Source organism: Janibacter limosus NBRC 16128 (genome assembly GCF_001570985.1).
Classification (GTDB): Bacteria; Actinomycetota; Actinomycetes; order Actinomycetales; family Dermatophilaceae; genus Janibacter; species Janibacter limosus.
Genome location: NZ_BCSS01000019.1, coordinates 14466 through 36355, shown reverse-complemented (window position 1 = coordinate 36355; position 21890 = coordinate 14466). Strand labels below are relative to the sequence as shown.

The following is a 21890-nucleotide window of genomic DNA, read 5'->3' as shown; positions in this document are numbered from 1 at the left end:
CTAGGCCTCGAAGGGCGCGAGCAGCCGCTTGAGTGCGCGGGTCAGCGCACCCCGCTCGTCGCTGGCCATGCTGTCCAGGAGCTCTGCCTCGCGGGTCAGCAGGTCGGCCATGGCCGCGTCGACCGCGGCCTGACCGCCTGCCGTCAGGCGGACGATGACGCCGCGACGATCGGAAGGCGAGGGGAGGCGCTCGACCCATCCCTTGGTCGCCAGTCGGTCGATGCGGTTGGTCATCGTCCCCGAGGTCACGAGCGTCTCCTGGACCAGCCGGCCGGGGGAGAGCTCATAGGGCTCGCCGGCGCGCCGCAGCGCTGACAGGACATCGAACTCCCACCCCTCGAGCTCGTGACGGGCGAAGGCGCTGGTCCGGTCGAGGTCGAGCAGGCGCGCCAACCGGGAGACGCGCGAGAAGACGTGGAGGGGCTCGACGTCGAGGTCGGGGCGCTCGCGTCGCCAGGCCTCGACGATGGCGTCGACGTCGTCCGAGGGGTCGTGGCGGCTGCTCATGCATCGAGAATACCCGCCACCGTGAATCTTGATATCGAGACAAACCCGTCGTGGACGGTTACGCTCGTCGGACGCTACGGAGGAGGCAACATGACGGCGACCTGGGACCCGAGTCGGTACGGGCAGTTCTCCGGCGAGAGGGCTCGTCCCTTCACGGACCTCATGGGTCGGGTCGCGGCCACGGAGCCACGGCTCGTCGTCGACCTGGGCTGCGGCAACGGACCCCTGACGCTCTCGCTCGCGCAGCGCTGGCCGCAGGCCCGCATCGTGGGCGTCGACAACAGCGCCGAGATGCTCGCCGCGGCTCGCGCGGCCGATGCGCACTCCCGCGTCGAGTGGGTCGACGCCGACCTTGCCGAGTGGGACATCGCCAGCCTGGGGGCCGCGCCGGATGTGATCGTCAGCAATGCTGCGCTGCAATGGGTCCCGCGTCACCTGCCGCTCATCGAGTCCTGGGCCGACGCGCTCGCGGACGACGGCTGGTTCGCCCTGCAGGTACCCGGCAACTTCGACGCCCCGACGCATGCGCTGATGCGCGAGGTGGCCATCGACCACCCGCGCAGCGGCGAGCTCGAGGCCGCGACCAAGCGCTACGGGGCCGGTGATCCCTCGACCTATCTCCAGGTCCTCACGTCGGCAGGGCTCGCCGTGGACGCATGGGAGACGACCTACACGCACGTGCTCGACCCCGGAGGAGAGAGCGACAACCCGGTCCTGGACTGGGTCTCGGGTACGGGCCTGCGCCCCATGCTCGAGGTGCTGACGGACGAGACCGAGCGCGCGGACTTCCTCGCGACCTACGCCGAGCGGGTCGCCGCCGCCTACCCGCGCACGCCCGCAGGGGTGCTGCTGGCCTTCCGCCGGGTCTTCGCCGTCGGCCACAAGGCATGAGTGTCCTCGGGCTCCACCACGTCCAGATCGCCTGCCCCGCAGGCAGCGAGGACGCCTTGAGGGGCTTCTACTCCGGAGTGCTCGGACTGCCCGAGATCCCGAAGCCGGCGGTGCTGGCCGCACGGGGTGGCGCGTGGTTCCGCGCAGGCTCCCACGAGCTGCACTGTGGGGTCGAAGCGGACTTCCGTCCGGCGCTCAAGGCGCACCCGTGTCTGCTCGTCGAGGACATCGAGGCCGTGGCGACTGCCGTCGGTGCAGCGGATGGGGAGGTGCGGTGGGACGAGACGATCCCCGGCATCCGCCGGTTCCACACCGACGATCCCGTGGGCAACCGGGTCGAGGTGCAGCAGGCCTGAGCGCGCTGCGGGCACTCCCGTCGAGATGATCGGACCGGCTATCCAGCCGGCGGAACCTCGACCGGATGACCCAGCCCCGCCAGGCCGTGCCATGCGAGATTGGCCATGTGGGCGGCCACGACCTCCTTGCCGGGAGCGCGGGTCTCGAGCCACCACTGACCGGTGAGCGAGACGAGGCCGACGAGCATCTGCGCGTACATCGGCGCGTGCTCTCCGCCCAGACCGCGCATGGCGAAGGCGTCGGAGAGCAGGTGGGCGACCTCGGCGGCGACATCGGACAGGAGCGAGGCGTAGGTGCCGGAGGGGGCGTCCCCGGAGACATCGCGCACGAGGATGCGGAAACCGTCCGGTGACTCCTCGATGTAGTCGAGCAGGGCCAGTGCTGCGCGTTCGATCGTCTCCCGGTCGGTGCCGCCGGCGGTGAGAGCTGCCGTCACCCGCTCGGTCAGGGCGCTGAGTTCACGGTCGACGACGACGGCGTAGAGCCCCTCCTTGCCGCCGAAGTGCTCGTAGACGACAGGCTTGGAGACGACTGCCGTGGCGGCGATCTCCTCCACGGACGTGCCGTCGATCCCCTTCGCTGCAAACACCCTCCGACCCACGGCCACGAGCTGCTCACGACGGGCGGCGCCCGTCATCCGGGGGCGTCGCACGACACGCTCCAGATCCTGTTGTTCGGTCATGCAGCCATTGTCCGTGACAGGGAGCGCCCGGCGTCGACTACCCTGACCGGTGCCGCCTCGGCGGCGTTCCCCGGTTGGTCTGCCGGCAGGGCCCGCCTGACTTTGAATCAGGACTAGCGACGTAGGTTCGACTCCTACCCGGGGAGCAATTTCACAGGTCAGGGCACAATCGTCGCGTGACCGCACCACACGAGATCGAGCTCGAGCGCCGTCGACCCCTGAAGTCCGTGTTCACGGTCGTGGGGGTGCTCGCCCTCGTCGGGATGTTCGCCGCCGGCGTGATCTCCTTCCTGCCCGGCGGGCTCGACCGGCTGACGAGCTGGAATGCGTCACCGCAGGTCGAGGGCCAGATCCTGTGGAGCAGCGAAGACAGCGCGGTCCAACTGGGTCCCGCTGGATGGATCACGCACCCCGGCGAAGGGGGTGACTACGTCGCCCGCAATGTCCGCACCGGGGAGAGCTGGACCATCGGTGACCTGTCCTCCCGACGAGAGATCACCCCCGACGGGGTCGTCGTGCAGCCCGACGGGGGGCGGATCCTCGTGCAGCGCGAGGGATCCACGCACACGACCACCACGACGAAGATCCTCGCGGAGTTCGGCGACGACCGGCTCTGGCCGGGCACCGACAGCCAGTTCGTCGGCGTGAGCGAACGCCATGTCGCCGTGCTGACCTGCCTGGCACCGAAGCCGTCGAGGCTCATGGACGAGGTCGAGGGAGGGCACGCGGTCCTCGCCGGGGTCGACCTCCAGGACGCCTCCGTCGACTGGACCCGGGACACGGGTGCGGGCTGCGGGGTCGACGTGGCCCAGGGTGCCTACCCGAGCACGCTGCCTGCGCAGCGCTACCTGCTCCTCGAGCCCGCCGAGGAGCAGGTCATGGCGGTGGACCTGGATACCGGCTCGGTCGCCCAGCGGTGGTCCGGGGCCAAACGCTACTGGTTCGCCGTCCAAGGAGAGAACCTGCTCGCGACGGACGGGCAGGGCACCGCGACGTGGAGCTCCCTGCGCACCGGCAAGCAGATCGCCGAGGTGAGCTGTCCGCTGATGTCCCTCGGCGGCCCGGGGGACACCTCACGCCAGCTCTCGCCGGAGGCGACCCCCTTCGTCGAGTGCCGCGACAGCGTCCAGACGGTCGATGGCGACAGGTTCACCGAGATCGCTACGCCGCCGGTCGCCGACGGGGAGCCGATCGCGGACGGCGACGAGGTGGCGGTGGGGCACCTCGTCCTGCGACGGGAGGGCGGCGTCATCCACCTGAGAGACGGTCTGGCCGGCGAGGCCATCGGCGACCTCGACGTCCCGGAGGACTTCGAGGTCGCCGGATACGGTCCGGTGGGGCGGCTGATCACCTTCGTCGACGTGTCCGAGGGCAGTGAACGCAGCACCGTTGACTACCGGGTCTTCGACACCACGACCGCCGACCTCGTGCTGGCAGCCGGCCCCGGGATGAGCACGGGCGCGGACCTGTCACCCGACGGTCTGGTCCTCACCGATCTGGACGAGGACTTCGTGGACGAGGGCCAACCCCGGACGTGGGTTGCCGGGCCGAAGAAGGTCTCGTGATCACGACTGACCGGCAGACGCCGAGCAAGGCGGCCGACCTGGCCAAGCTCGTCGTGGTGTTCGTCGTCGCAGTGCTCGTCGCGGTCGTTGGCGGGCGGTGGATCCTCGGTCACTCCGAGCCCGTCGACGGCAGGGTCCTCTACTCGGGCGATCGCCCCAACGGCATGACCATCGGACCCAACGGCTGGTTCGCCTACAGCGACGACGACGGGGACTGGGTCGAGCACGCGCCGACCGGGGAGCGATGGGGAGGCGAGCGCATCTACGGCTCGCCGGTCCTGACCTCCGACGGCACCGTGATCTCGACGCTCGGCGGAGACGTGCGCATCGCTCGGGAGGACGGTCTGATCGAGGCCGAGGCCACGGACCTGCTCGTCGCCCACGGTGACCGTGAGGTGCAGGGCGGTGAGGAGGCGCAGGTCATCGGTCTGTCGACCCGGCACGCAGCCGTGGTCTCCTGCCTGTCACCGGCCGGGGAGGCTCGCCTCGGTGAGGAGGTCCCGGGCGGGCGGCTCGTCGTCTCCGGGGTCGCGCTCGACGACGGGGCCGTGACCTGGAGCCATGACACCGAGGTGGGGTGCGATGTCCGGATCTCGCCCCTGTACCCCCATGGCCTCCCTGAGCAGCGCTACGTCCTCCTCACCCCCGACGAGGAGACCACCGAGGCGCTCGACCTCGACACCGGCACGATCGCCCGGACCTGGGAGGATTCGCCACGCGGACGTGTCATCGTCCGTCAGGCCGAGGCGGTGCACCGGTCCGGCGACGAGGTGACGGTCACCTCCCTTCGCTCGGGCAAGCAGGTGGCGCGCACGAGCTGCCCCGGCGCGCGGCTCGACGGAGTCGGTGAGCACGGTGGTCGGCTGTCCGCAGAGGGGACGCCGGTCGTGCGCTGCGGCGACAGTGTGCGGCTGCTCGGAGACGACGGCTTCGTCACCGTCGACGCACCGCCAGTCGAGCAGAGTCAGGAGGTCGCCGACGGCCAGTCGGTCGTCCACGACCGGTTCCTCATCTCACGCGACGGTGGCACCCTGACGCTGCAGGATGCCTTGGCCGACAAGGAGATCGGGACTGTCGACGTCCCCGATGGGTACCGCATCTCCACCAACGACCTGCGGGGTCGGCTCATCGTCTTCTACCTGCCGGCCGACACGCTGGTCAGCGACGCGTCGGAGAGCTCCTTCCGCATCGTCGACACCCGCACCGCCGAGCTCGTGGCCACGACGGACGACGACCTGTCGCCCGGCGCCGAGGTGTCGACGGACGGATACGCCATCCTCAGCGAGTTCGTGGAGCGCCGACGCAACCGCCCGTCCCGCAGCGAGGCCTGGCTCGTCGGGGTCGCCGAGGTGCAGCGGCCCTCCTGATCACTGCGCAGGGCGGTCGATCAGTCGATCTCCTTACCCGCGAGGGCCTTGGCCGCGAGCCGCTCCTCCTCGCTGACCTCCCAGACCTCCCACGCCGCGTGCAGGGCGATGAGGATGATGAGGCAGCCGAGGACCAGATCGGGCCAGCCCGAGGAGGTCCACAGGGTCACGATCGCCATGCCGATGACGGCGATGTTGACGAGCACGTCGTTGCGGGCGGAGAGGAAGGCCGCGCGGCTGAGCGAGCCCCCTGCGTGTCGCACGCTGGCGAGGAGCCAGCCGCTCGTGCCGTTGACGACGATCGCGCCGAGCGAGGCGAGGACGACCGGCAGCACCTCGGGCGCGACCGGGTCGGCGAAGCGGCGGACCGCCGCGACCCCGGCCACGGCGGCCGGGCCGAGGATGACGAAGGCCATCGTCTTGCCCATCAGCGCGCGGCGGGCGAGTGGCCAACCGAGCGCGACGAAGATCAGCAGGTTGATCGCGGTGTCCTCGAGGAAGTCGACACTGTCTGCGAGCAGGGACACCGACCCGGCGCCCAGAGCGACAGCGAACTCGACGAAGAAGTACGCGAAGTTGAGCAGCGCCACGACGAGCACGACGTGTCGCAGCCGCAGAGCATCGAGACGAGGCGGGTGCACGTCGGCGCTCATGGCGGCGACGATATCCGCTTGCGACCCGGAGCTCTGAGGCGCTCAATGGTCGGGTGAGCGCACCGCGGACCGTCGTGCTGGTCGAGGGGGAGAGCGACCGGGTGGCGCTGCTCGCGCTCGCGGACCGCCTCGGGAGCGATGTCGCGTCCCATGGCGCCGAGGTCGTGGCGATGGGTGGCATCACCAACGTCAGGGCCTTCGCTGAGCGCCATGGCCCGCACGGTCTCGGTCAACGGCTCGCCGGCCTCTACGACGTCGACGAGGAGCGCCACGTGCGAAGGGGGTTGCTCGCCGCCGGCCTGCTCGTGGACGACGTCGAGGGCCCGGCAGGGCGGGGCTTCCACGCGTGCCACGCTGACCTGGAGGACGAGTTGGTCCGCTCGGTGGGGCTCGACGGGGTGGAGGCCGTCATCGAGGACGCGGGGGAGGCGCGCTCTCTTCGGCTGCTGGCGCAGATGCCCGCCCAGGAGGGTTGGGCGCGTGAGCAACTGGTGCGTCGCTTCCTCGGGTCGCAGTCCGGGCGCAAGGCCCACTATGCCCGCCTCCTCGTCGAGGTGATGGATCTCCGGAGGGCGCCGGCGCCGTTGGTCGCGGTGATCGAGCGGGCGACCGCAACGTAGCCTGCTGGCGTGCGACTCCTCCTCATCCGTCACGGCCAGACCCCGAACAACGTCACCGGTGCCCTCGACACCGCCTTCCCGGGCGCTGGCCTGACCGACCTCGGTCATACGCAGGCTGCTGCGGTGCCGGCCGCGCTCGCCGACGAGGACATCAGCGCGGTCTATGCGTCACCGCTGGTGAGGACCCAGCTCACGGGTAGCCCGTTGGCCGTGGAGCGGGGGATCGACGTGCGCGTGCGTGACGGGCTCGAGGAGATCGCCGCCGGCAGCTTCGAGATGCGCTCGGACCGCGAGGCGGTGGAGGCCTACCTCGGCGGGCTGTCCGCGTGGCTGCACAGGGACCTCGACCACGCCCTGCCGGGTGGGACGACGGGGCACGACTTCATGGGGCGTTACGACCTCGCCGTCCGTGGCGTCGCCGAGCAGCACGGTCGGCACGACACCGTCGCCCTCTTCAGCCACGGCGCTGCCATCCGTGCCTACGCGGCCCTCGTGGCCGATCTGGGCGCCGACGACGTCGAGGGCATGTGGATCAACAACACCGGCATGATCCTGCTCGAGGGGCACCCCACCGAGGGCTGGGGGCTCGTGCACTGGACCGGCGAGCCGCTCGGCGGCGCCCACCTGGCCGGCGTGCGCGTCCACGACGTCACCGGTGAGGCGATCGACGAGGAGCTCGACGACTGACTGCGGACGTCCGTCAGCGGGCGAAATCGTCCGTCGCCCGCACGATGATCCCGTCCGTGACCTCGGCGCCGCTGTGATCCTCGCCCTCCACGACGTGCAGCGTCGCGAGCGGCAGACGCTCGACGAGGCGATGGACCACGCCCAGCGGTGCGGCGATGTCGAGCCGGCCACGGACGAGGACCGCGGGGATGCTCGCGATCGAGTCGAGGCGCCCGCTGATCCCGTCCGGTGGCAGGAAGCCGTGGTGGCCGAAGACGTGGGTCACGAGTCGTGCGAACCCCAGCGCGAATGTGGGATCCGCATAGCGCGGGCTGGCCACGGGCGGCGCGGTGAGCGTGGCCAGACGCTCCTCCCAGTCGCACCACGCCCGGGCGGCGCGGTGGTGGACCGCTGGATCGGGGTCCACGAGCAGCTCGTGGATCGCGGCGGGCAGATTGCCGCCACGCTCGACGTCCGGGACGAGGGAGCGCAGGGAGTCGAAGGCCTCCGGGTAGATCTCACCCATCGTCCAGGTGAGCCAGTCGACCTCCTCGCGGGTGGTCGTCACGGCGCCCCAGAAGACCATCTCGCTGACCCGCTCGGGGTGGGTGACCGCATAGGCCAGGCCCAGCGTCGAACCCCACGATCCACCGAGGACGAGCCACCGGTCGACGCCGTGGAGGTCGCGCAGTGCCTCGATGTCGGAGATCAGGTGCTGCGTCGTGATCGTCGACAGGTCAGCGTGCGGGTCGCTCGCCAGCGGACGGCTGCGCCCGCAACCACGCTGGTCGAAGAGGGTCACGCAGTAGCGGTCGGGGTCGAAGTAGCGGCGCCACCACGGTGCGGCGCCGGACCCGGGCCCTCCGTGCAGGACGACGGCGGGCTTGCCCGTCGGGGTGCCGACCCGCTCCCAGTGCACGTGGTGACCGTCGGAGGTGTCGAGCACGCCCTCATCGAAGGGATCAACGAGCGGGTACCGGGCCATCTCTCAACCCTCCCAGACGCCCCGACACATGACCGCCGTGACCGCGAGGTCGCCGTCGAGGACGACGAGGTCAGCGCGGGTGCCGGCCTCGATCCGTCCGACCTCGGTCAGCCCGAGGGCAGCGGCCGGGGCCCGGGTGGCTGCGTCCACCGCCTGCTCGAGCGTGAAGCCGCTCGCCACCGAGTGCCGGACTGCACCCGCCATCGTCAGGGTGGACCCCGCGATGGCGCCGCTCGGTGTGCGGGCGACGCCATCGCGAACCTGCACGTGGATCGGCCCCAGGTGGTAGTCGCCGTCGTCGGCAGCGGCAGCACCCATCGCATCCGTGACGAGCATGATCCGCTCCGGCGCCGACGTGCGGGCCAGTCGGAGCATGGCCGGATGCACGTGCACCCCGTCGGAGATCAGCTCGACCCACACGCGCTCGTCCTCGAGCAGGGCGGCGATCGGACCGGGCCGGCGGTGATGCAGCCCGCGGATCTGGTTGAAGAGGTGGGTGGCGACGGTGGCCCCGGCGTCGATCGCCTCGTACGCCTGCTCCCAGGTCGCGTCGCTGTGTCCGACTCCGACGACGATCCCGCTCCCGGCGATCCGACGGATCGCGTCCATCGCGCCGTCGAGCTCGGGTGCGATCGTCACCATCCGCAGGGCATCGCCTCCGGCAGCGAGCAGCCGGGCGACGTCCTCGGGCGAAGGGGGGCGCAGCAGGCTCGGCTCGTGGGCACCGCAGAAGTCCCGCGACAGCCAGGGCCCCTCGAGGTGGACCCCGGCGAGGACGCCGTCGGTGACCAGCTCGCCCAGGACGCGGACGTGGCGCTCGAGCTGCGAGACCTCGTCGGTGACGAGGCTGGCCACCAGGCTCGTCGTGCCGTGGCGCAGGTGGGCGGCGGCCACCTGCGTCGTCTCGTCGGCGTCGCCGACGGTGAAGGACGCGCCCCCGCCGCCATGGCAGTGCACGTCGACGAACCCCGGCACGAGGGTGCCGGTCAGGTGACCATCGGCAGGGGAGTGGGGACTCCCTTCGCCCACCTCGTCGATGCGGTCGGACTCCACGCGCACCCACCCCGGGGCGAGCGTGCGCCCCGGGGTGACGATGCGATCGGCGGTGAGGATCACGCGCTGTCGTCCGCGGTGACCAGGGACTCCTCGCCCTCGTCCTCACGACCTGGGGTCTTGAGGTTCCACCTGCGGATGACGAAGCGGAAGAGCACGTAGTACACGACCGCGTAGCCGAGCCCGATGACGATGAGCAGCAAGGGTTTTGTCGCGATGTTGAAGTTGAGCACGAAGTCGAAGAGGCCTGCGGAGAAACCGAACCCGTCCTTGATGCCCAAGGCATTCACCAAGGCGAGCGACGAACCGGTGAGCAGCGCGTGGATGATGTAGAGCGGCCACGCGACGAACATGAAGGCGAACTCGAGCGGCTCGGTGACGCCGGTGAGGAAGGCCGTCAGGGCGGTCGAGCCCATGATGCCGCCGACGAGCTTCTTCTGCGCCGGCTTGGCCTCCTGGTAGATCGCCAGGGCGGCGGCCGGGAGGGCGAACATCATGATCGGGAAGAAGCCGGTCATGAAGGCTCCTGCCGTCGGGTCGCCGTTGAGGAATCGCGGGATGTCGCCCGTGACGGTCTCTCCGCCTGCAGGGGTGTACTCGCCGAGGAGGAACCACGGCGGGTTGTTGAGGATGTGGTGCAGGCCGGTCGGGATGAGGAGCCGGTTGACCGTGCCGTAGACGAAGCCGCCGAGGACCTCGTTGTCGGCGACCCACTCACCGAGGCTGGTGATGCCCGCGTCGAACCACTGGTAGACGAGGCTCATGAGCACCGAGAGGACGATCGCCGCGATGGCCGTGATGATCGGGACGAAGCGCCGCCCGCCGAAGAAGGCGAGGTAGGCCGGCAGCTTGATCCGGTGGTACTTCTGCCACAGCCAGGCCGCGGTGAGCCCCATGACGATGCCGCCGAGGACGCCGTAGTTGACCAGGGCCTGCTCCTCACCCTCGGGGGCCGCGCCGAGGACGAAGGGGGACATCGCGTCCCCGACTCCCTTGAAGACGAGGTATCCCACGACGGCCGCCAGGGCCGTCGAGCCGTCCGCCTTCTTGGCCATGCCGATGGCGATGCCGACCGCGAAGAGGATGGGCAGGTTGTCGAAGAGGGCGCTGCCGGCGGCGCCGATGACCGGCGCCACGTGCGTCCAGCCCAGGCCGTCCTCGCCGAGGAGGTCCGGCTGCCCCAGGCGCAGGAGCAGGCCGGCCGCCGGCAGGGCGGCGATCGGCAGCATGAGGCTGCGGCCGAACTTCTGGAGTGGTGCGAGGTTGAGCTTCTTCTTGCGTGCTGGCTGGTCGCCGGGCACGTCGATGGGCCCGTCTGCTGTGGTCACGAGCGATTCCCTTCGGGTGGTGCCGGGGTTGGGTCGTCGTCCCGGCTCAACGACATGTGCAGCTGGTATCGGTCCCCGCGGTAGCGGGAGATCACGTGCTCGACCGGTCGGCCGAGGCTGGTGGACAGGCGGCGGAAGACGAGCAGGGGAGTGTGCTCCGGGCTGCTGAGCACCCGGGCCACCCGGCCCAGGGCGCTCTCGCCCCAGAGGGTCTGCTCGGCGGCGTCGATGACGACGCCGTACTCGTCGGCGAGCAACGCGTAGAGGGAGTCGCCGAGGTCGTGGGAGTCCAGGTCGGGCAGCAGCGCCGCCGAGTACCAGCTCTCCTCGAGGGCGATCGGTTGGCCGTCCGCGAGTCGGAGGCGGTCCACCCGCCAGGCCTGCGGGCCGCCGAGCCAGTCCATGACCTCCTGCGGGGGAGCGGCGAGCTCGATGCCCAGGAGCCGGGTCGAGGGCTCCAGGCCGCGTCGACGCATGTCCTGGCTGAAGCTCGCGAGGTGCAGCCGACTCTCGAGCCGGGGCCGGGCGACGAAGGTTCCCTTGCCGTGCACCCGCTGGAGCAGCCCGTCGCTGATGAGGGCCTCGATGGCCTTGCGCACCGTGGAGCGTGAGACGTCGAAGCTGACCATGAGCTCGCGCTCGGAGGGGATGGCGGCGTCGGGGCCGAGCCGGGTCGCGAGCTGGGTGAGGGCATCACGCAGCTGGACGTGCTTGGGGCGCGGCCCTGCCAGGGGTGCTCGGGGCACTTCCGGATCCTCACCTTCATTGGTACGGTCTGGTACGTACCAGTGAGGATCCACGTCGAGGTGGGAGGTGTCAAGCATCGTGACCGTGATGGCCGACGAGATCGCCGAGCAGCCGGACGCGGTCCGGCGCACCCTCGCCGCACTGCTGCCCCTGCGCGACGACCTCCGCGAGGCCTTCGCCGATCGCCGCCGTGTCCTCTTCGTCGCGCGCGGCTCCAGCGACAACGCCGCGACCTATGGGCGCTACCTCCTGGAGGCCTGTGCGGGAGTGAGCGCCGGGCCCGCTGCCCCGAGCATCGCCACCCACTACCGCACGGATCTCGACCTCACCGACACGCTGCTCGTGGCGGTGTCGCAGTCCGGCGCGACCACGGAGATCGTCGAGTGCGTCGACTGGGCGCGCTCGCACGGTGCCGCGATCGTGTCCGTCACCAATGTCGCCGACTCCCCGCTGGCGAAGGGGGCGGACGTCGCCCTCGTCACCCGGGCGGGACCGGAGCTGGCCGTGCCGGCCACCAAGACCTATCTCACGCAGCTGGTCGCGATGGCCGTGCTCGCCGATGCCCTCGGCGCCGACCTCGAGTCGGACCTGGACCGAGTCGCCGACGAGGTCGCCTCGGCGGTGCGGTCCGCGGACCTCGTCGAGCCCGCAGTGGCCCTGCTGCGCGATGCCGCGCACGTCGTCGTCACGGGTCGCGGCCTGTGTCTGGGGACGGCGCTGGAGACCGCGCTGAAGATCGAGGAGACATCGCTGACCCCGGTGCGCGGGTACTCGTACGCGGACCTGCGCCACGGACCGATCTCGGTCATCGAGCCCTCCGTCGTCGCGGTGCTCGTGGCGGCCTCCGACGGGCCGATGCTCGAGCCCATGACCGACCTTGCCGATGACCTGCGCCGCCGGGGGGCGCAGGTCGTCGGCATCGGCGGGGACGCCCCCTTCGCCCGGGCCTGCGATGTGCACGTCCCGGGTCCGGACCTGCCCGAGTCGGTCGCACCCCTCGGACTCGCCGTGCCCGCCCAGCTGCTCGTCGAGCGGCTCGCCCGGGCGCGCGGCCACGACCCCGACAACCCTCGGGGTCTGGCCAAGGTCACCCGCACCGACTCACACTGATCCACCACCACTGAAAGAGGGAATCACCATGGCAACCAAGGCAGAGCAGATCCTCGCTGGCCTCGGCGGCGCGGACAACATCGTCGAGATCGAGCCGTGCATCACCCGGCTGCGCACCGAGGTCAAGGACGGGTCCTTGGTCGACCAGGCCGCGCTCAAGGCGGCCGGCGCCCACGGCGTCATGGCCCAGGGCACGGTCATCCAGGTCGTCGTCGGCCCCGAGGCGGACAACCTCGCGGACGACATCGAGGACCTGATGTGAGTGAGGTCCTCGCTCCCTGCGCGGGGAGGGTCCGGCCCATCACCGAGTGCATCGACGAGGTCTTCGCCGGGCAGCTCGTCGGTCCGGGGCTGGTCATCGACCCGCCGGACGGCAGCCAGACCGTCGTCGCCCCCATCGCGGGGACGGTCATGAAGATCCACCCCCATGCCTTCGTGGTGGTGGGGGAGGGAGCTGGCGTGCTGGTCCACCTCGGGATCAACACGGTGCGACTCGAAGGTGTCGGGTTCGAGGTCCACGCAGCACAGGGATCCACCGTCGTGGCCGGCGACCCCATGATCACCTGGGACCCCGGATCCCTGCCGAGCGAGGCTGCGGGACAAGCGATCTCACGTCAGGTGCCCGTGGTGGTCCTCGACGTGCCCGCGGACTCGCTCGACCTTGACGGGATGGCCGATCAGGTGGCCGCAGGCGACCCGCTCTTCCCCCTCGGCTGACCCCAGCCCTCGGGTCGCCGGAGAGCGGCCATCAAATAACAACATAAAAACAGGTTTGGATTCCTTTACTTCTGTGGGTTTGAGTCCTATCGTGGTGCGCATCACCACCAGCAGTGGCGCCATGGGCGCCCCAGAGGACGAGGGAGTCCACCGCGATGTACGCACCCGAGCGGCAGCAGCGCATCCTCGAGACGGCGCGCGCCCAGGGGCGGGTCGAGGTCGTGACCATGGCCGAGGACCTCGGGGTGACGACCGAGACGGTCCGTCGTGACCTCACCGTCCTCGAGCGCCGCGGAGCCGTCCGTCGGGTCCACGGGGGAGCGCTCCCGGTCGAGCGACTCGAGGTCGAACCGCCATTGGCCACGCGCACGACCCAGAACTCGCAGGCCAAGCGCCGCATCGCGGCCCGCGCCCTCGACGAGGTGCCGGTCGAGGGCACGATCCTCCTCGATGGGGGCTCCACGACCCGGGCGTTGGCCGAGCTCATCCCGGACCGGGAGGGACTGACGGTCGTCACCAACTCGATCGACACCGCGGCCATCCTCCAGGGCCACACCCACACCGACCTCTACGTCCTCGGCGGCCGGGTGCGTGGCCGCACCGGTGCGTGCGTCGGGGACTGGCTCACCTCGGCCCTCGCCGAGGTCTGTGTCGACGTCGCGCTCATCGGTACCAACGGCTTCTCCCCGACGCGCGGGATGACCACACCCGATCAGGCGGAGGCAGTCGGCAAGCGCGCCATGGTCGGCGCGGCCCGCCGCGCCGTGGTCCTGGCCGATGCCACCAAGTCCGGGGACGATCATTTCCACCGCTTCGCGGACACCGCATCGATCGACCTGCTCATCACCGACGATTCCCTCGATGCGGACATCGTGACGGAGCTGGGAGCCGAGGGCATGGCGGTGGTGCGCGCATGATCATCACGCTGACTCCCAACCCCAGCGTCGACCGCACCGTCACCTTCGACGAGCTGTACCGTGGCGCGGTCAACCGGGCGACGTCCAGCCGGATCGACCCGGGCGGCAAGGGCGTCAATGTCTCGCGGGCCCTGACCGCCCAGGGTGCCTCGACGATCGCCGTCCTGCCCGAGGGCGGACCCGAGGGTCACCTCATGGCTGACCTGCTCGACAGTGCCGGTGTCGTCCGCCGCGGCGTGCCCATCCGCGGCTCGGTCCGGCTGAACATCACCGCCGTCGAGCCCGATGGCACGACGACCAAGCTCAACGAGCCCGGTCCGACCCTGGACGAAGGGGAGGTCCGCGCCCTCCTCGATGCCGTCGCCACGTCCGTGCGCTCCGCGCCCGACCCACGGCAGGTCTGGGTCGTCACCTGTGGTTCCCTGCCGCCCGGTGCGCCCGAGGACCTCCACGCGCGCCTCGTGCGATCGGCTCGCGAGGCCGGAGCCCTCGTGGCGGTGGACTCCTCAGGGGACCCCCTGCGTCCCGCCGTCGCTGAGGGGCCTGACCTCATCAAGCCCAACCGCGTCGAGCTCGAAGAGCTCGTGGGGGCCGCCCTGACCACCCTCGGCGATGTCATCGATGCCGCCGCAGACCTCGTCACGGACGGCATCGGCAGGGTCGCGGTCAGCCTCGGTCGCGATGGAGCCGTCCTCGTCGACGCCGCCGGCGCCACCCACGCCCGCGCCACGATCGGCCGACCACGCTCCACGGTCGGTGCCGGTGACTGCATGCTCGCCGGCCTGGTCCACGACCTCTCGACCGGGCGCCCCGCAGCAGATGCGCTGCGCACCGGAGTGCTCTGGGGGGCAGCGGCCGTCACCCTCCCCGGCAGCCGCGTCCCCGCCCCTGACGACCTCGCCGGCATCGCCGTCGAGCTGACCACGACCCCCGACCGCTCCCTCGCCGTCCGCGACTGAGCCGCTGAAAGGAATCCAGATGGCGCTCATCACCGAATCCCAGGTCGTCCTCGACCTGACCGCCCCGGATCGGCACGCCGCGACGCGGACCCTGGCCGAGACGCTCGTGACGACCGGTCGCAGCACCGACCTCGAGGCCTTCCTCGAGGACGTGCGGGCCCGCGAGGAGGTGATGGCGACCGGGCTGCCCGGCGGCATCGGCATCCCGCACGCCCGCAGCGCCGCGATCACCGAACCGTCGCTCGTCTTCGGCCGCTCGGCCGAGGGCATCGACTGGGGGGCCAAGGACGGTCCGGCGACCCTGATCTTCCTCATCGCCGCGCCCGAGGGCGGGGGAGAGGCGCACATGCAGGTCCTGCCCAAGCTCGCCAAGGCGTTGATGGACAAGACCTTCCGCGCCGCTCTCGACGCAGCCACGAACGAGTCCGAGGTCGTCGACATCGTCAACGCCCGGGTGGCCCTCGATGAGCCGACGGCGGCCGCAGCCCCTGCCGCAGCCACCTCCACCACCGCGGCTTCCGCCACCGCGGCCTCCACCACGACGCCACCCGGCTCCGACGCGCAGGGGGAGCAGCCCCCTTCGTCCGATGGCCCGGCGCCCCTCCACCTCGTCGCCGTCACCTCGTGCCCGACCGGTATCGCCCACACCTACATGGCCGCCGAGGCCCTCGAGATCGCGGCCAAGGAGGCCGGCCACACCATCTCGGTCGAGACGCAGGGCTCGGCGGGCTCGAAGCCCTTGTCACGCAAGGACATCCAGCGTGCCGACGCCGTGATCTTCGCCCATGACCTCGAGATCCGGGACAAGGGCCGCTTCGCCGGCAAGCCCACGGTCGACGTGGGGGTCAAGAAGGCGGTCTCCGATGCCCCCGAGCTCGTCCAGCGGGCGACCAAGCTCGCCCATGAGTGGGCTGCGGACCCCGATCGCGCCGCCGCGCACGCCGCTGGCGCCGACGCGGACGCCTCCGACCTCGACGCGGACGACGAGGTGTCCACGGCCACCAAGGTGCGTCAGTGGCTCATGACCGGCGTCAGCTACATGATCCCCTTCGTCGCCGCGGGCGGGATCCTCATCGCCCTGTCCTTCATGCTCGCCCAGGTCGCCCTCGGTGAGCAGGGCGCCATCGAGATCACCAAGTACGCGCTCGATGCCGAGGGCAAATTCAACATCACCAACAGCTTCAGCCCGCTGAGCCTGACCTCGTGGGCCGCGCTCATGTACGTGATGGGCAGCGCCGCCTTCGGCTTCCTCGTGCCGATCCTCTCCGGGTACATCGCCTACGCGATCGCCGACCGCCCGGGCCTCGTCCCCGGCATCGTCGGCGGCTGGATCGCGGCCACCATGGGAGCGGGCTTCCTCGGGGGCCTCGCCACCGGGTTCCTCGCCGGTTTCGTCGCCCGCTGGATCTCCGGGTGGACCGTGCCCGCCGGCGTGCGCGGCATCATGCCCGTCGTCGTCATCCCCCTGCTGTCGACCTTCATCACCGCGGGCCTCTTCATCACCGTCCTGGGTCGCCCGATCACCTGGCTGATGGACAACCTCACCGCGGCCCTCGAGGGCATGGGCGGCGGCAGCTCGCTCGTCCTCGGGCTCATCCTCGGCGCCATGATGGGCTTCGACCTCGGCGGCCCGGTCAACAAGGTCGCCTACGCCTTCGCCACGACGGGCCTGGCGACGGCCGGTGCCGCCACCGACGCCATCCAGCTGCAGATCATGGCCGCCGTCATGGCGGCCGGCATGGTCGCCCCGCTGGCCATGGCGCTCGCGACGACCGTCCGACCGCGCCTCTTCACCGAGCCCGAGCGAGAGAACGGCCGTGCCGCCTGGCTGCTCGGTGCCTCCTTCATCTCCGAGGGGGCCATCCCCTTCGCCGCCGCGGACCCGATCAGGGTCATGGCCAGCTCCGTCGTCGGATCGGCCCTCACCGGTGGGATCGCACTGGCTGCCGGAGTCACCCTCCGCGCACCCCACGGAGGCATCTGGGTGCTGCCGCTCATGGGCAACTTCCTCATGTTCGTCGTGGCCCTCGTCGTCGGAGTCCTCGTCATGACGGCCATCGTCGTCGCCCTCAAGTCCCATGCGGCCCGCACCGCGGGTGCCCACTCGGACCCGCAGCGGGTCACCGCCTGACAGAGTGGGAGCCGGTCCGCCACGTGCGGTCCACGGTGACCACCGACCACCACCACACCAGGAGAAACCCATGGCCAGTCGCACCGCCACCATCGCCTCGTCCGTCGGCCTCCACGCCCGGCCGGCAGCTCTCTTCGTCCAGCAGGCCAGCGAGTCCGGCCTCGATGTCGAGATCGCTCGCCCCGGCGAGGAGTCCGTCGACGCGACGAGCATCCTCGGGGTCATGGCCCTCGGGGCCAAGCACGGCGAGCAGGTCGAGATCACCGCCGACGGCGACAACGCCGAGCAGGTCCTCGATGGCCTCGTCACCCTCCTCGAGACCGACCTCGACGCGCAGGGGTGAGCCCGATGGCCGATGAGGACAGCACGCGTCGCGGCATCGGAGTCTCCCCGGGCAGCGCGTACGGTCCGGTGGTGCTCGTCGCCCCGCCCGTCCGCGCGCCCGAGGGCGAGTCGGCCGCTGCCGATCCGGAGCAGGCGCTCACCGAGGTGAAGGCGGCCTTCGAGTCGGTCGCCCGCGACCTCGAGGAGCGGGCCGGCCGGGTGGAGGACACCGCTGCCGAGATCCTCATGGCCACCGCGCTCATCGCCCGGGACAAGAGCCTGCTCAAGGCCGCTGGCAAGCACCTGCGCGAAGGGGAGGGCCCCGCCACCGCGATCGAGGCGGCGGTGTCCGAGTTCGTCGTGCAGTTCGAGGCCCTCGGTGGGTACTTCGCCGAGCGGGTCGCCGACCTGCGTGATGTCGGAGCCCGGGCAGTCGCCGCGGTCCTGGGCGTACCTGCCCCCGGCGTGCCGGACCTCGACGAGCCCAGCATCATCGTCGCCGAGGACCTCGCCCCGGCGGAGACGGCCGTCCTCGACCGGGCACTCGTCCTGGCCATCGTCACCAGCGGGGGTGGCCGGACGAGCCACACCGCGATCCTCGCCGCCCAGCGCGGTATCCCTGCGGTCGTCCAGTGCGACCGTGCCCTCGAGCTGGTCGCCGGAGCCCACGTTGCCGTCGACGGGGACATGGGAACCGTGACCCTCGAGCCGAGCGAGGCCTTCGTCGCCGACCTCACCGCGCGGCGTGAGCGCCGGGCCTCGGCGCTGTCGGGCTCCACCGGCCCGGGGAGGACCAACGACGGTCACGCGGTTGCGCTGCTCGCCAACATCGGCGATGTCGAGGATGCGGTGGCAGCGGCAGCACAGGATGTCGAGGGCGTCGGCCTCTTCCGCACCGAGTTCGTCTTCCTCTCCGCCACGTCCGCCCCGACCGTCGAGGAGCAGGCGGAGGTCTATCGACGGGTCCTCACCCCCTTCGGGGACCGCCGCGTCGTCGTGCGCACGCTCGATGCCGGAGCCGACAAGCCGCTCGCCTTCGCCGACCTCGGCCCGGAAGAAAACCCGGCCCTGGGCCGCCGCGGCCTGCGGCTGTCCGCAGCCCGACCGGAGCTGCTCGACACCCAGCTCGAGGCGCTCGCCGTCGCGACCAAGGACACCGGAGCCGATGTGCGCGTCATGGCGCCGATGGTGGCCACCGCCGAGGAGGCGGACTGGTTCGCCCGACGCGTGCGTGAGCACGGTCTGCCCAAGGCCGGCGTGATGATCGAGGTGCCTGCCGCCGCACTTCGCTCCCGGCACGTCCTGGCCGACATGGACTTCGCGAGCATCGGCACCAATGACCTCTCCCAGTACGCGCTCGCCGCAGACCGCATGCAGGGTGAGCTCTCCGACCTGCTCGACCCCTGGCAGCCGGCCGTCCTCGATCTCATCGCCGCTGCATGCGACGGGGGAGCGCGGACCGGGACGCCGATCGGGGTCTGTGGCGAGGCGGCGGGTGACCTCCTCCTCGCACTGGTCCTCGTGGGCCTCGGGGTCTCGAGCCTGTCGATGGCGCCATCCAAGGTGGCCATGGTGCGCCTCGCGCTGTCGCTGCACTCGCTCCCCGGTTGCCAGCGCATCGCAGCCAGTGTGCGGGAGGCGCGAACGGCCGCAGATGCCCGGCAGGTCGCCACGGAACTGGCCGATGGAGGACTGCGCGACCTCCTCTGAGCCCGGACACGGGTCGAGGACCGGACCCCTCGGCCGCTACAGTGGCGAGGCGGCCCAGACGGCTGGCCGCACCCCCGACACCTCGGAGTACACCGCGTGAACGACGTCCGTCCCGACGCAGTCATCATCCTCGCCGCTGGCGAGGGCACCCGGATGAAGTCGACCCTCCCCAAGGTCCTTCACCCCATCGGCGGAGCCCCGCTCCTCGGGCACGCGATGCGAGCCGCAGCCGGAGCCGGTGCGAGCGAGACGGTCGTCGTCGTCCGTCACCAGCGCGACCGGGTCGCTGCCTTCATCGAGGAGTACGGCTCCCGCTTCGAGATCGCCTGCCGCACGGCCGACCAGGACGAGGTCAAGGGCACGGGCCGTGCCGTCGAGTGCGGCCTGGAGGCGCTGCCCGCCGATCTCGAGGGCATCGTGGTCGTCACGATGGGCGATGTGCCGCTGCTGTCCGCAGAGACGATCAGCGAGCTCACCACCGCGCACGTCGAGGCCCGGGCCGCCGTCACCGTCATCACCTCGGTCCTGCCGGATGCCAAGGCGTACGGCCGGATCGTGCGCGACGCCGACGGCAATGTCGAGCGGATCGTGGAGTTCAAGGATGCGACCGAGGCCGAGCGCAGCATCCGTGAGATCAACTCCGGCATCTACGCCTTCGACGCCGCGGTGCTGCGCCGCGAGCTGGCCAATGTCACCTCGGACAACGCCCAGGGCGAGAAGTACCTCACCGATGTCCTCCAGCTGGCCCGGGCCGCTGGTGGCACGGTCGCGGCCCACGTCCTCACCGACCTCGACCAGACCGAGGGCGTCAACGACCGCGTCCAGCTGGCCACGCTCGGCAAGGAGCTCAACCGACGCACCTGCGAGCGCCACATGCGCGCCGGGGTGACCATCGTCGACCCCGACACCACGTGGATCGACGTCGACGTGACCATCGGCCAGGACACGACGATCCGACCCGGCACCCAGCTGCTGGGCGCCACGAGCATCGGCGCCGAGGCGAGGATCGGTCCGGACGTCACCCTCACCGACTGCGAGGTCGGCGACGGCGCCGAGGTCAAGCGCGCCGAGGGCCACCTGGCCGTCATCGGTGCGGGTGCCACGGTCGGGCCCTTCTCCTACCTGCGTCCGGGCACCGAGCTCGGGGCGCAGGGGAAGATCGGCGGCTTCGTCGAGACCAAGAACGCCAAGATCGGCGACGGGGCCAAGGTCCCGCACCTCACGTACGCCGGCGACGCCGTGATCGGGGAGGGGGCCAACATCGGCGCCGGCACGATCTTCGCCAACTACGACGGGGTCAACAAGCACCAGACCGTCATCGGCAAGCACTCCTTCGTCGGGTCCGACACCGTGCTCATCGCCCCGGTGGAGGTCGCTGACGGTGCCTACGTGGCCGCCGGTTCGGCCCTCACTGACGCCGTCGGCGCCGGACAGCTCGGGATCGCCCGTGGTCGCCAGCGCAACATCGACGGCTGGGTCGCCACGCACCGAGCCGGAACCTCCACCGACGCTGCCGCACAGGCCGCGACACAGCCCCCTTCGACCGAACCCACCCCCGAGAGCAGCGAGGCACCCCAGTGACCGGCATCCACAGGACCCCGGAGAAGAACCTCATGGTCTTCACCGGACGCACCCACCCGGCGTTGGCCAACGCCGTTGCGGCGGAGCTCGACATCGAGCTGGTGCCCACGAGCGCCTACGACTTCGCCAACGGCGAGATCTATGTGCGCTACGAGGAGTCGGTGCGCGGCTGCGACGCCTTCGTCCTGCAGAGCCACTCCACCCCGATCAACGAGGCGATCATGGAGCAGCTGCTCATGGTCGACGCCCTCAAGCGCGCCAGCGCCAAGCGGATCACCGTGGTGATGCCCTTCTACGGCTATGCCCGCCAGGACAAGAAGCACCGCGGTCGCGAGCCGATCTCCGCGCGCCTCATGGCCGACATGTTCAAGACGGCGGGTGCTGACCGCCTGATCACGGTCGACCTGCACACCGACCAGATCCAGGGCTTCTTCGACGGGCCGGTCGACCACCTGATGGCTCGGCGGATCCTGGCCACCTATGTCTCCGAGAAGTACGGCGACCGCCAGCTCGCCGTCGTCTCCCCGGACGCCGGCCGGATCAAGGTTGCCGAGCAGTGGTCGCGTCAGCTCGGCGGTGTGCCGCTGGCCTTCATCCACAAGACGCGCAACATCGACCGTCCCAACGAGTCCGTCGCCAACCGCGTGGTCGGTGAGGTCGAGGGCCGCTGGTGCGTGCTCGTCGACGACATGATCGACACCGCCGGCACGATCACCAAGGCCGCTGATGCACTCATGGAGGACGGTGCCGCCGGAGTCATCATCGCCGCCACGCACGCGATCTTCTCCGGCCCCGCCGTCGAGCGCATGCAGGCCTGTGCTGCCGAGGAGGTCATCGTCACCGACACCCTCCCGCTCCTCGACGAGCAGAAGTTCGATGACCTGACGGTCCTGTCGATCGCCCCGCTCGTCTCCCGCGCGATCCGCGAGGTCTTCGAGGACGGCTCGGTCACCAGCCTCTTCAACTGACCCCAGCACGACACGAGCCCCGCAGCCGCCCGGCTGCGGGGCTCGCTGCATC

At 70.9% G+C, this 21890-nt stretch carries 23 protein-coding genes and 1 tRNA gene; 17 read left to right on the top strand and 7 right to left on the bottom strand.

Annotation, left to right across the window (positions count from 1 at the left end):
• Positions 1–507, bottom strand: a complete 507-nt coding sequence (locus tag JLI01S_RS08870; protein ID WP_068263360.1) for a MarR family winged helix-turn-helix transcriptional regulator — start codon at positions 505–507, stop codon at positions 1–3.
• Positions 508–597: 90 nt separating this feature from the next.
• Between JLI01S_RS08870 and JLI01S_RS08865 the strand changes: the two genes are divergently transcribed.
• Together JLI01S_RS08865 and JLI01S_RS08860 are read left to right on the top strand one after the other, a co-directional pair.
• Positions 598–1398, top strand: coding sequence for a methyltransferase domain-containing protein (locus tag JLI01S_RS08865; RefSeq protein WP_068263359.1), 801 nt, complete (start codon positions 598–600; stop codon positions 1396–1398).
• Complete coding sequence (locus tag JLI01S_RS08860) at positions 1395–1754, top strand: VOC family protein (RefSeq protein ID WP_068263355.1); 360 nt, start codon at positions 1395–1397, stop codon at positions 1752–1754. Before JLI01S_RS08865 ends, JLI01S_RS08860 begins: the two co-directional genes overlap by 4 nt.
• Before the next feature lie 38 nt (positions 1755–1792).
• On the opposite strand, the gene JLI01S_RS08855 is transcribed toward JLI01S_RS08860, so the two are convergent.
• On the bottom strand, positions 1793–2437 hold the full coding sequence (locus tag JLI01S_RS08855) for a TetR/AcrR family transcriptional regulator (protein WP_084349318.1): 645 nt from the start codon (positions 2435–2437) through the stop codon (positions 1793–1795).
• 67 nt (positions 2438–2504) lie between these two features.
• Between JLI01S_RS08855 and JLI01S_RS08850 the strand changes: the two genes are divergently transcribed.
• From JLI01S_RS08850 to JLI01S_RS08840, 3 genes are all read left to right on the top strand, one after another.
• Positions 2505–2583, top strand: a tRNA-Gln gene (locus JLI01S_RS08850).
• A 30-nt stretch (positions 2584–2613) separates the two neighbouring features.
• On the top strand, positions 2614–4002 hold the full coding sequence (locus JLI01S_RS08845; protein ID WP_068263347.1) for a hypothetical protein: 1389 nt from the start codon (positions 2614–2616) through the stop codon (positions 4000–4002).
• Positions 3999–5369, top strand: coding sequence for a hypothetical protein (locus tag JLI01S_RS08840; RefSeq protein ID WP_068263340.1), 1371 nt, complete (start codon positions 3999–4001; stop codon positions 5367–5369). Before JLI01S_RS08845 ends, JLI01S_RS08840 begins: the two co-directional genes overlap by 4 nt.
• Before the next feature lie 20 nt (positions 5370–5389).
• On the opposite strand, the gene JLI01S_RS08835 is transcribed toward JLI01S_RS08840, so the two are convergent.
• Positions 5390–6022 carry a cation efflux transmembrane domain-containing protein gene (locus JLI01S_RS08835; protein WP_068263337.1) on the bottom strand — a complete coding sequence of 211 codons (633 nt, stop codon included), beginning with the start codon at positions 6020–6022 and terminating at the stop codon, positions 5390–5392.
• Positions 6023–6075: 53 nt separating this feature from the next.
• On the opposite strand from JLI01S_RS08835, the gene JLI01S_RS08830 reads away from it, so the two are divergent.
• A complete protein-coding gene (locus tag JLI01S_RS08830) occupies positions 6076–6642 on the top strand; it encodes a TOPRIM nucleotidyl transferase/hydrolase domain-containing protein (protein WP_068263335.1) in 567 nt (188 codons plus the stop codon).
• Positions 6643–6651: 9 nt separating this feature from the next.
• Positions 6652–7329, top strand: a complete 678-nt coding sequence (locus tag JLI01S_RS08825) for a histidine phosphatase family protein (protein ID WP_068263332.1) — start codon at positions 6652–6654, stop codon at positions 7327–7329.
• A gap of 13 nt (positions 7330–7342) precedes the next feature.
• On the opposite strand, the gene pip is transcribed toward JLI01S_RS08825, so the two are convergent.
• From pip to JLI01S_RS08805, 4 genes are read right to left on the bottom strand one after another with little or no spacing between them, the layout of a single operon-like run.
• Entirely contained in the window at positions 7343–8293 is a 951-nt protein-coding gene (gene pip / locus JLI01S_RS08820; RefSeq protein ID WP_068263329.1) for a prolyl aminopeptidase, read from the bottom strand.
• Positions 8294–8296: 3 nt separating this feature from the next.
• Positions 8297–9409, bottom strand: coding sequence for an N-acetylglucosamine-6-phosphate deacetylase (nagA, locus tag JLI01S_RS08815; RefSeq protein ID WP_068263325.1), 1113 nt, complete (start codon positions 9407–9409; stop codon positions 8297–8299).
• Positions 9406–10674 carry a PTS transporter subunit EIIC gene (locus tag JLI01S_RS08810; RefSeq protein ID WP_439645566.1) on the bottom strand — a complete coding sequence of 423 codons (1269 nt, stop codon included), beginning with the start codon at positions 10672–10674 and terminating at the stop codon, positions 9406–9408. Before JLI01S_RS08810 ends, nagA begins: the two co-directional genes overlap by 4 nt.
• A complete protein-coding gene (locus JLI01S_RS08805) occupies positions 10671–11420 on the bottom strand; it encodes a GntR family transcriptional regulator (RefSeq protein WP_068263322.1) in 750 nt (249 codons plus the stop codon). Before JLI01S_RS08805 ends, JLI01S_RS08810 begins: the two co-directional genes overlap by 4 nt.
• Before the next feature lie 88 nt (positions 11421–11508).
• Between JLI01S_RS08805 and JLI01S_RS08800 the strand changes: the two genes are divergently transcribed.
• The 10 genes from JLI01S_RS08800 (at position 11509) to JLI01S_RS08755 (ending at position 21838) form a co-directional block, all read left to right on the top strand.
• Positions 11509–12531, top strand: a complete 1023-nt coding sequence (locus tag JLI01S_RS08800; protein ID WP_084349320.1) for an SIS domain-containing protein — start codon at positions 11509–11511, stop codon at positions 12529–12531.
• Between the two features lie 28 nt (positions 12532–12559).
• The gene (locus JLI01S_RS08795; protein ID WP_068263317.1) at positions 12560–12793 is read left to right on the top strand and encodes a PTS sugar transporter subunit IIB; all 234 of its coding nucleotides are present in this window, start codon (positions 12560–12562) and stop codon (positions 12791–12793) included.
• Positions 12790–13248 carry a PTS sugar transporter subunit IIA gene (locus tag JLI01S_RS08790; protein ID WP_068263314.1) on the top strand — a complete coding sequence of 153 codons (459 nt, stop codon included), beginning with the start codon at positions 12790–12792 and terminating at the stop codon, positions 13246–13248. The genes JLI01S_RS08795 and JLI01S_RS08790 overlap by 4 nt, the downstream gene beginning before the upstream one ends.
• A gap of 155 nt (positions 13249–13403) precedes the next feature.
• A complete protein-coding gene (locus JLI01S_RS08785) occupies positions 13404–14165 on the top strand; it encodes a DeoR/GlpR family DNA-binding transcription regulator (protein WP_068263311.1) in 762 nt (253 codons plus the stop codon).
• A complete protein-coding gene (gene pfkB, locus JLI01S_RS08780; RefSeq protein WP_068263308.1) occupies positions 14162–15124 on the top strand; it encodes a 1-phosphofructokinase in 963 nt (320 codons plus the stop codon). Before JLI01S_RS08785 ends, pfkB begins: the two co-directional genes overlap by 4 nt.
• Positions 15125–15143: 19 nt before the next feature.
• A complete protein-coding gene (locus JLI01S_RS08775) occupies positions 15144–17255 on the top strand; it encodes a PTS fructose transporter subunit IIABC (protein WP_068263305.1) in 2112 nt (703 codons plus the stop codon).
• Positions 17256–17325: 70 nt separating this feature from the next.
• A complete protein-coding gene (locus tag JLI01S_RS08770) occupies positions 17326–17598 on the top strand; it encodes an HPr family phosphocarrier protein (protein ID WP_068263302.1) in 273 nt (90 codons plus the stop codon).
• A gap of 5 nt (positions 17599–17603) precedes the next feature.
• Entirely contained in the window at positions 17604–19289 is a 1686-nt protein-coding gene (ptsP, locus tag JLI01S_RS08765) for a phosphoenolpyruvate--protein phosphotransferase (RefSeq protein ID WP_068263299.1), read from the top strand.
• A gap of 96 nt (positions 19290–19385) precedes the next feature.
• On the top strand, positions 19386–20870 hold the full coding sequence (gene glmU, locus JLI01S_RS08760; protein ID WP_084349316.1) for a bifunctional UDP-N-acetylglucosamine diphosphorylase/glucosamine-1-phosphate N-acetyltransferase GlmU: 1485 nt from the start codon (positions 19386–19388) through the stop codon (positions 20868–20870).
• Positions 20867–21838 carry a ribose-phosphate diphosphokinase gene (locus JLI01S_RS08755; RefSeq protein ID WP_068263296.1) on the top strand — a complete coding sequence of 324 codons (972 nt, stop codon included), beginning with the start codon at positions 20867–20869 and terminating at the stop codon, positions 21836–21838. The genes glmU and JLI01S_RS08755 overlap by 4 nt, the downstream gene beginning before the upstream one ends.
• Positions 21839–21890 lie beyond the last annotated feature (52 nt).

Bases quoted from the DNA above. Each gene is read 5' to 3' on its own strand.
- ptsP (WP_068263299.1), top strand. From the start codon at position 17,604: ATGGCCGATGAGGACAGCACGCGTCGCGGCATCGGAGTCTCCCCGGGC.
- pfkB (WP_068263308.1), top strand. From the start codon at position 14,162: ATGATCATCACGCTGACTCCCAACCCCAGCGTCGACCGCACCGTCACC.
- JLI01S_RS08775 (WP_068263305.1), top strand. From the start codon at position 15,144: ATGGCGCTCATCACCGAATCCCAGGTCGTCCTCGACCTGACCGCCCCG.
- JLI01S_RS08770 (WP_068263302.1), top strand. From the start codon at position 17,326: ATGGCCAGTCGCACCGCCACCATCGCCTCGTCCGTCGGCCTCCACGCC.
- JLI01S_RS08795 (WP_068263317.1), top strand. From the start codon at position 12,560: ATGGCAACCAAGGCAGAGCAGATCCTCGCTGGCCTCGGCGGCGCGGAC.
- JLI01S_RS08860 (WP_068263355.1), top strand. From the start codon at position 1,395: ATGAGTGTCCTCGGGCTCCACCACGTCCAGATCGCCTGCCCCGCAGGC.
- JLI01S_RS08785 (WP_068263311.1), top strand. From the start codon at position 13,404: ATGTACGCACCCGAGCGGCAGCAGCGCATCCTCGAGACGGCGCGCGCC.
- pip (WP_068263329.1), bottom strand. From the start codon at position 8,293: ATGGCCCGGTACCCGCTCGTTGATCCCTTCGATGAGGGCGTGCTCGAC.
- JLI01S_RS08835 (WP_068263337.1), bottom strand. From the start codon at position 6,022: ATGAGCGCCGACGTGCACCCGCCTCGTCTCGATGCTCTGCGGCTGCGA.
- JLI01S_RS08870 (WP_068263360.1), bottom strand. From the start codon at position 507: ATGAGCAGCCGCCACGACCCCTCGGACGACGTCGACGCCATCGTCGAG.
- JLI01S_RS08800 (WP_084349320.1), top strand. From the start codon at position 11,509: ATGGCCGACGAGATCGCCGAGCAGCCGGACGCGGTCCGGCGCACCCTC.
- JLI01S_RS08855 (WP_084349318.1), bottom strand. From the start codon at position 2,437: ATGACCGAACAACAGGATCTGGAGCGTGTCGTGCGACGCCCCCGGATG.
- JLI01S_RS08865 (WP_068263359.1), top strand. From the start codon at position 598: ATGACGGCGACCTGGGACCCGAGTCGGTACGGGCAGTTCTCCGGCGAG.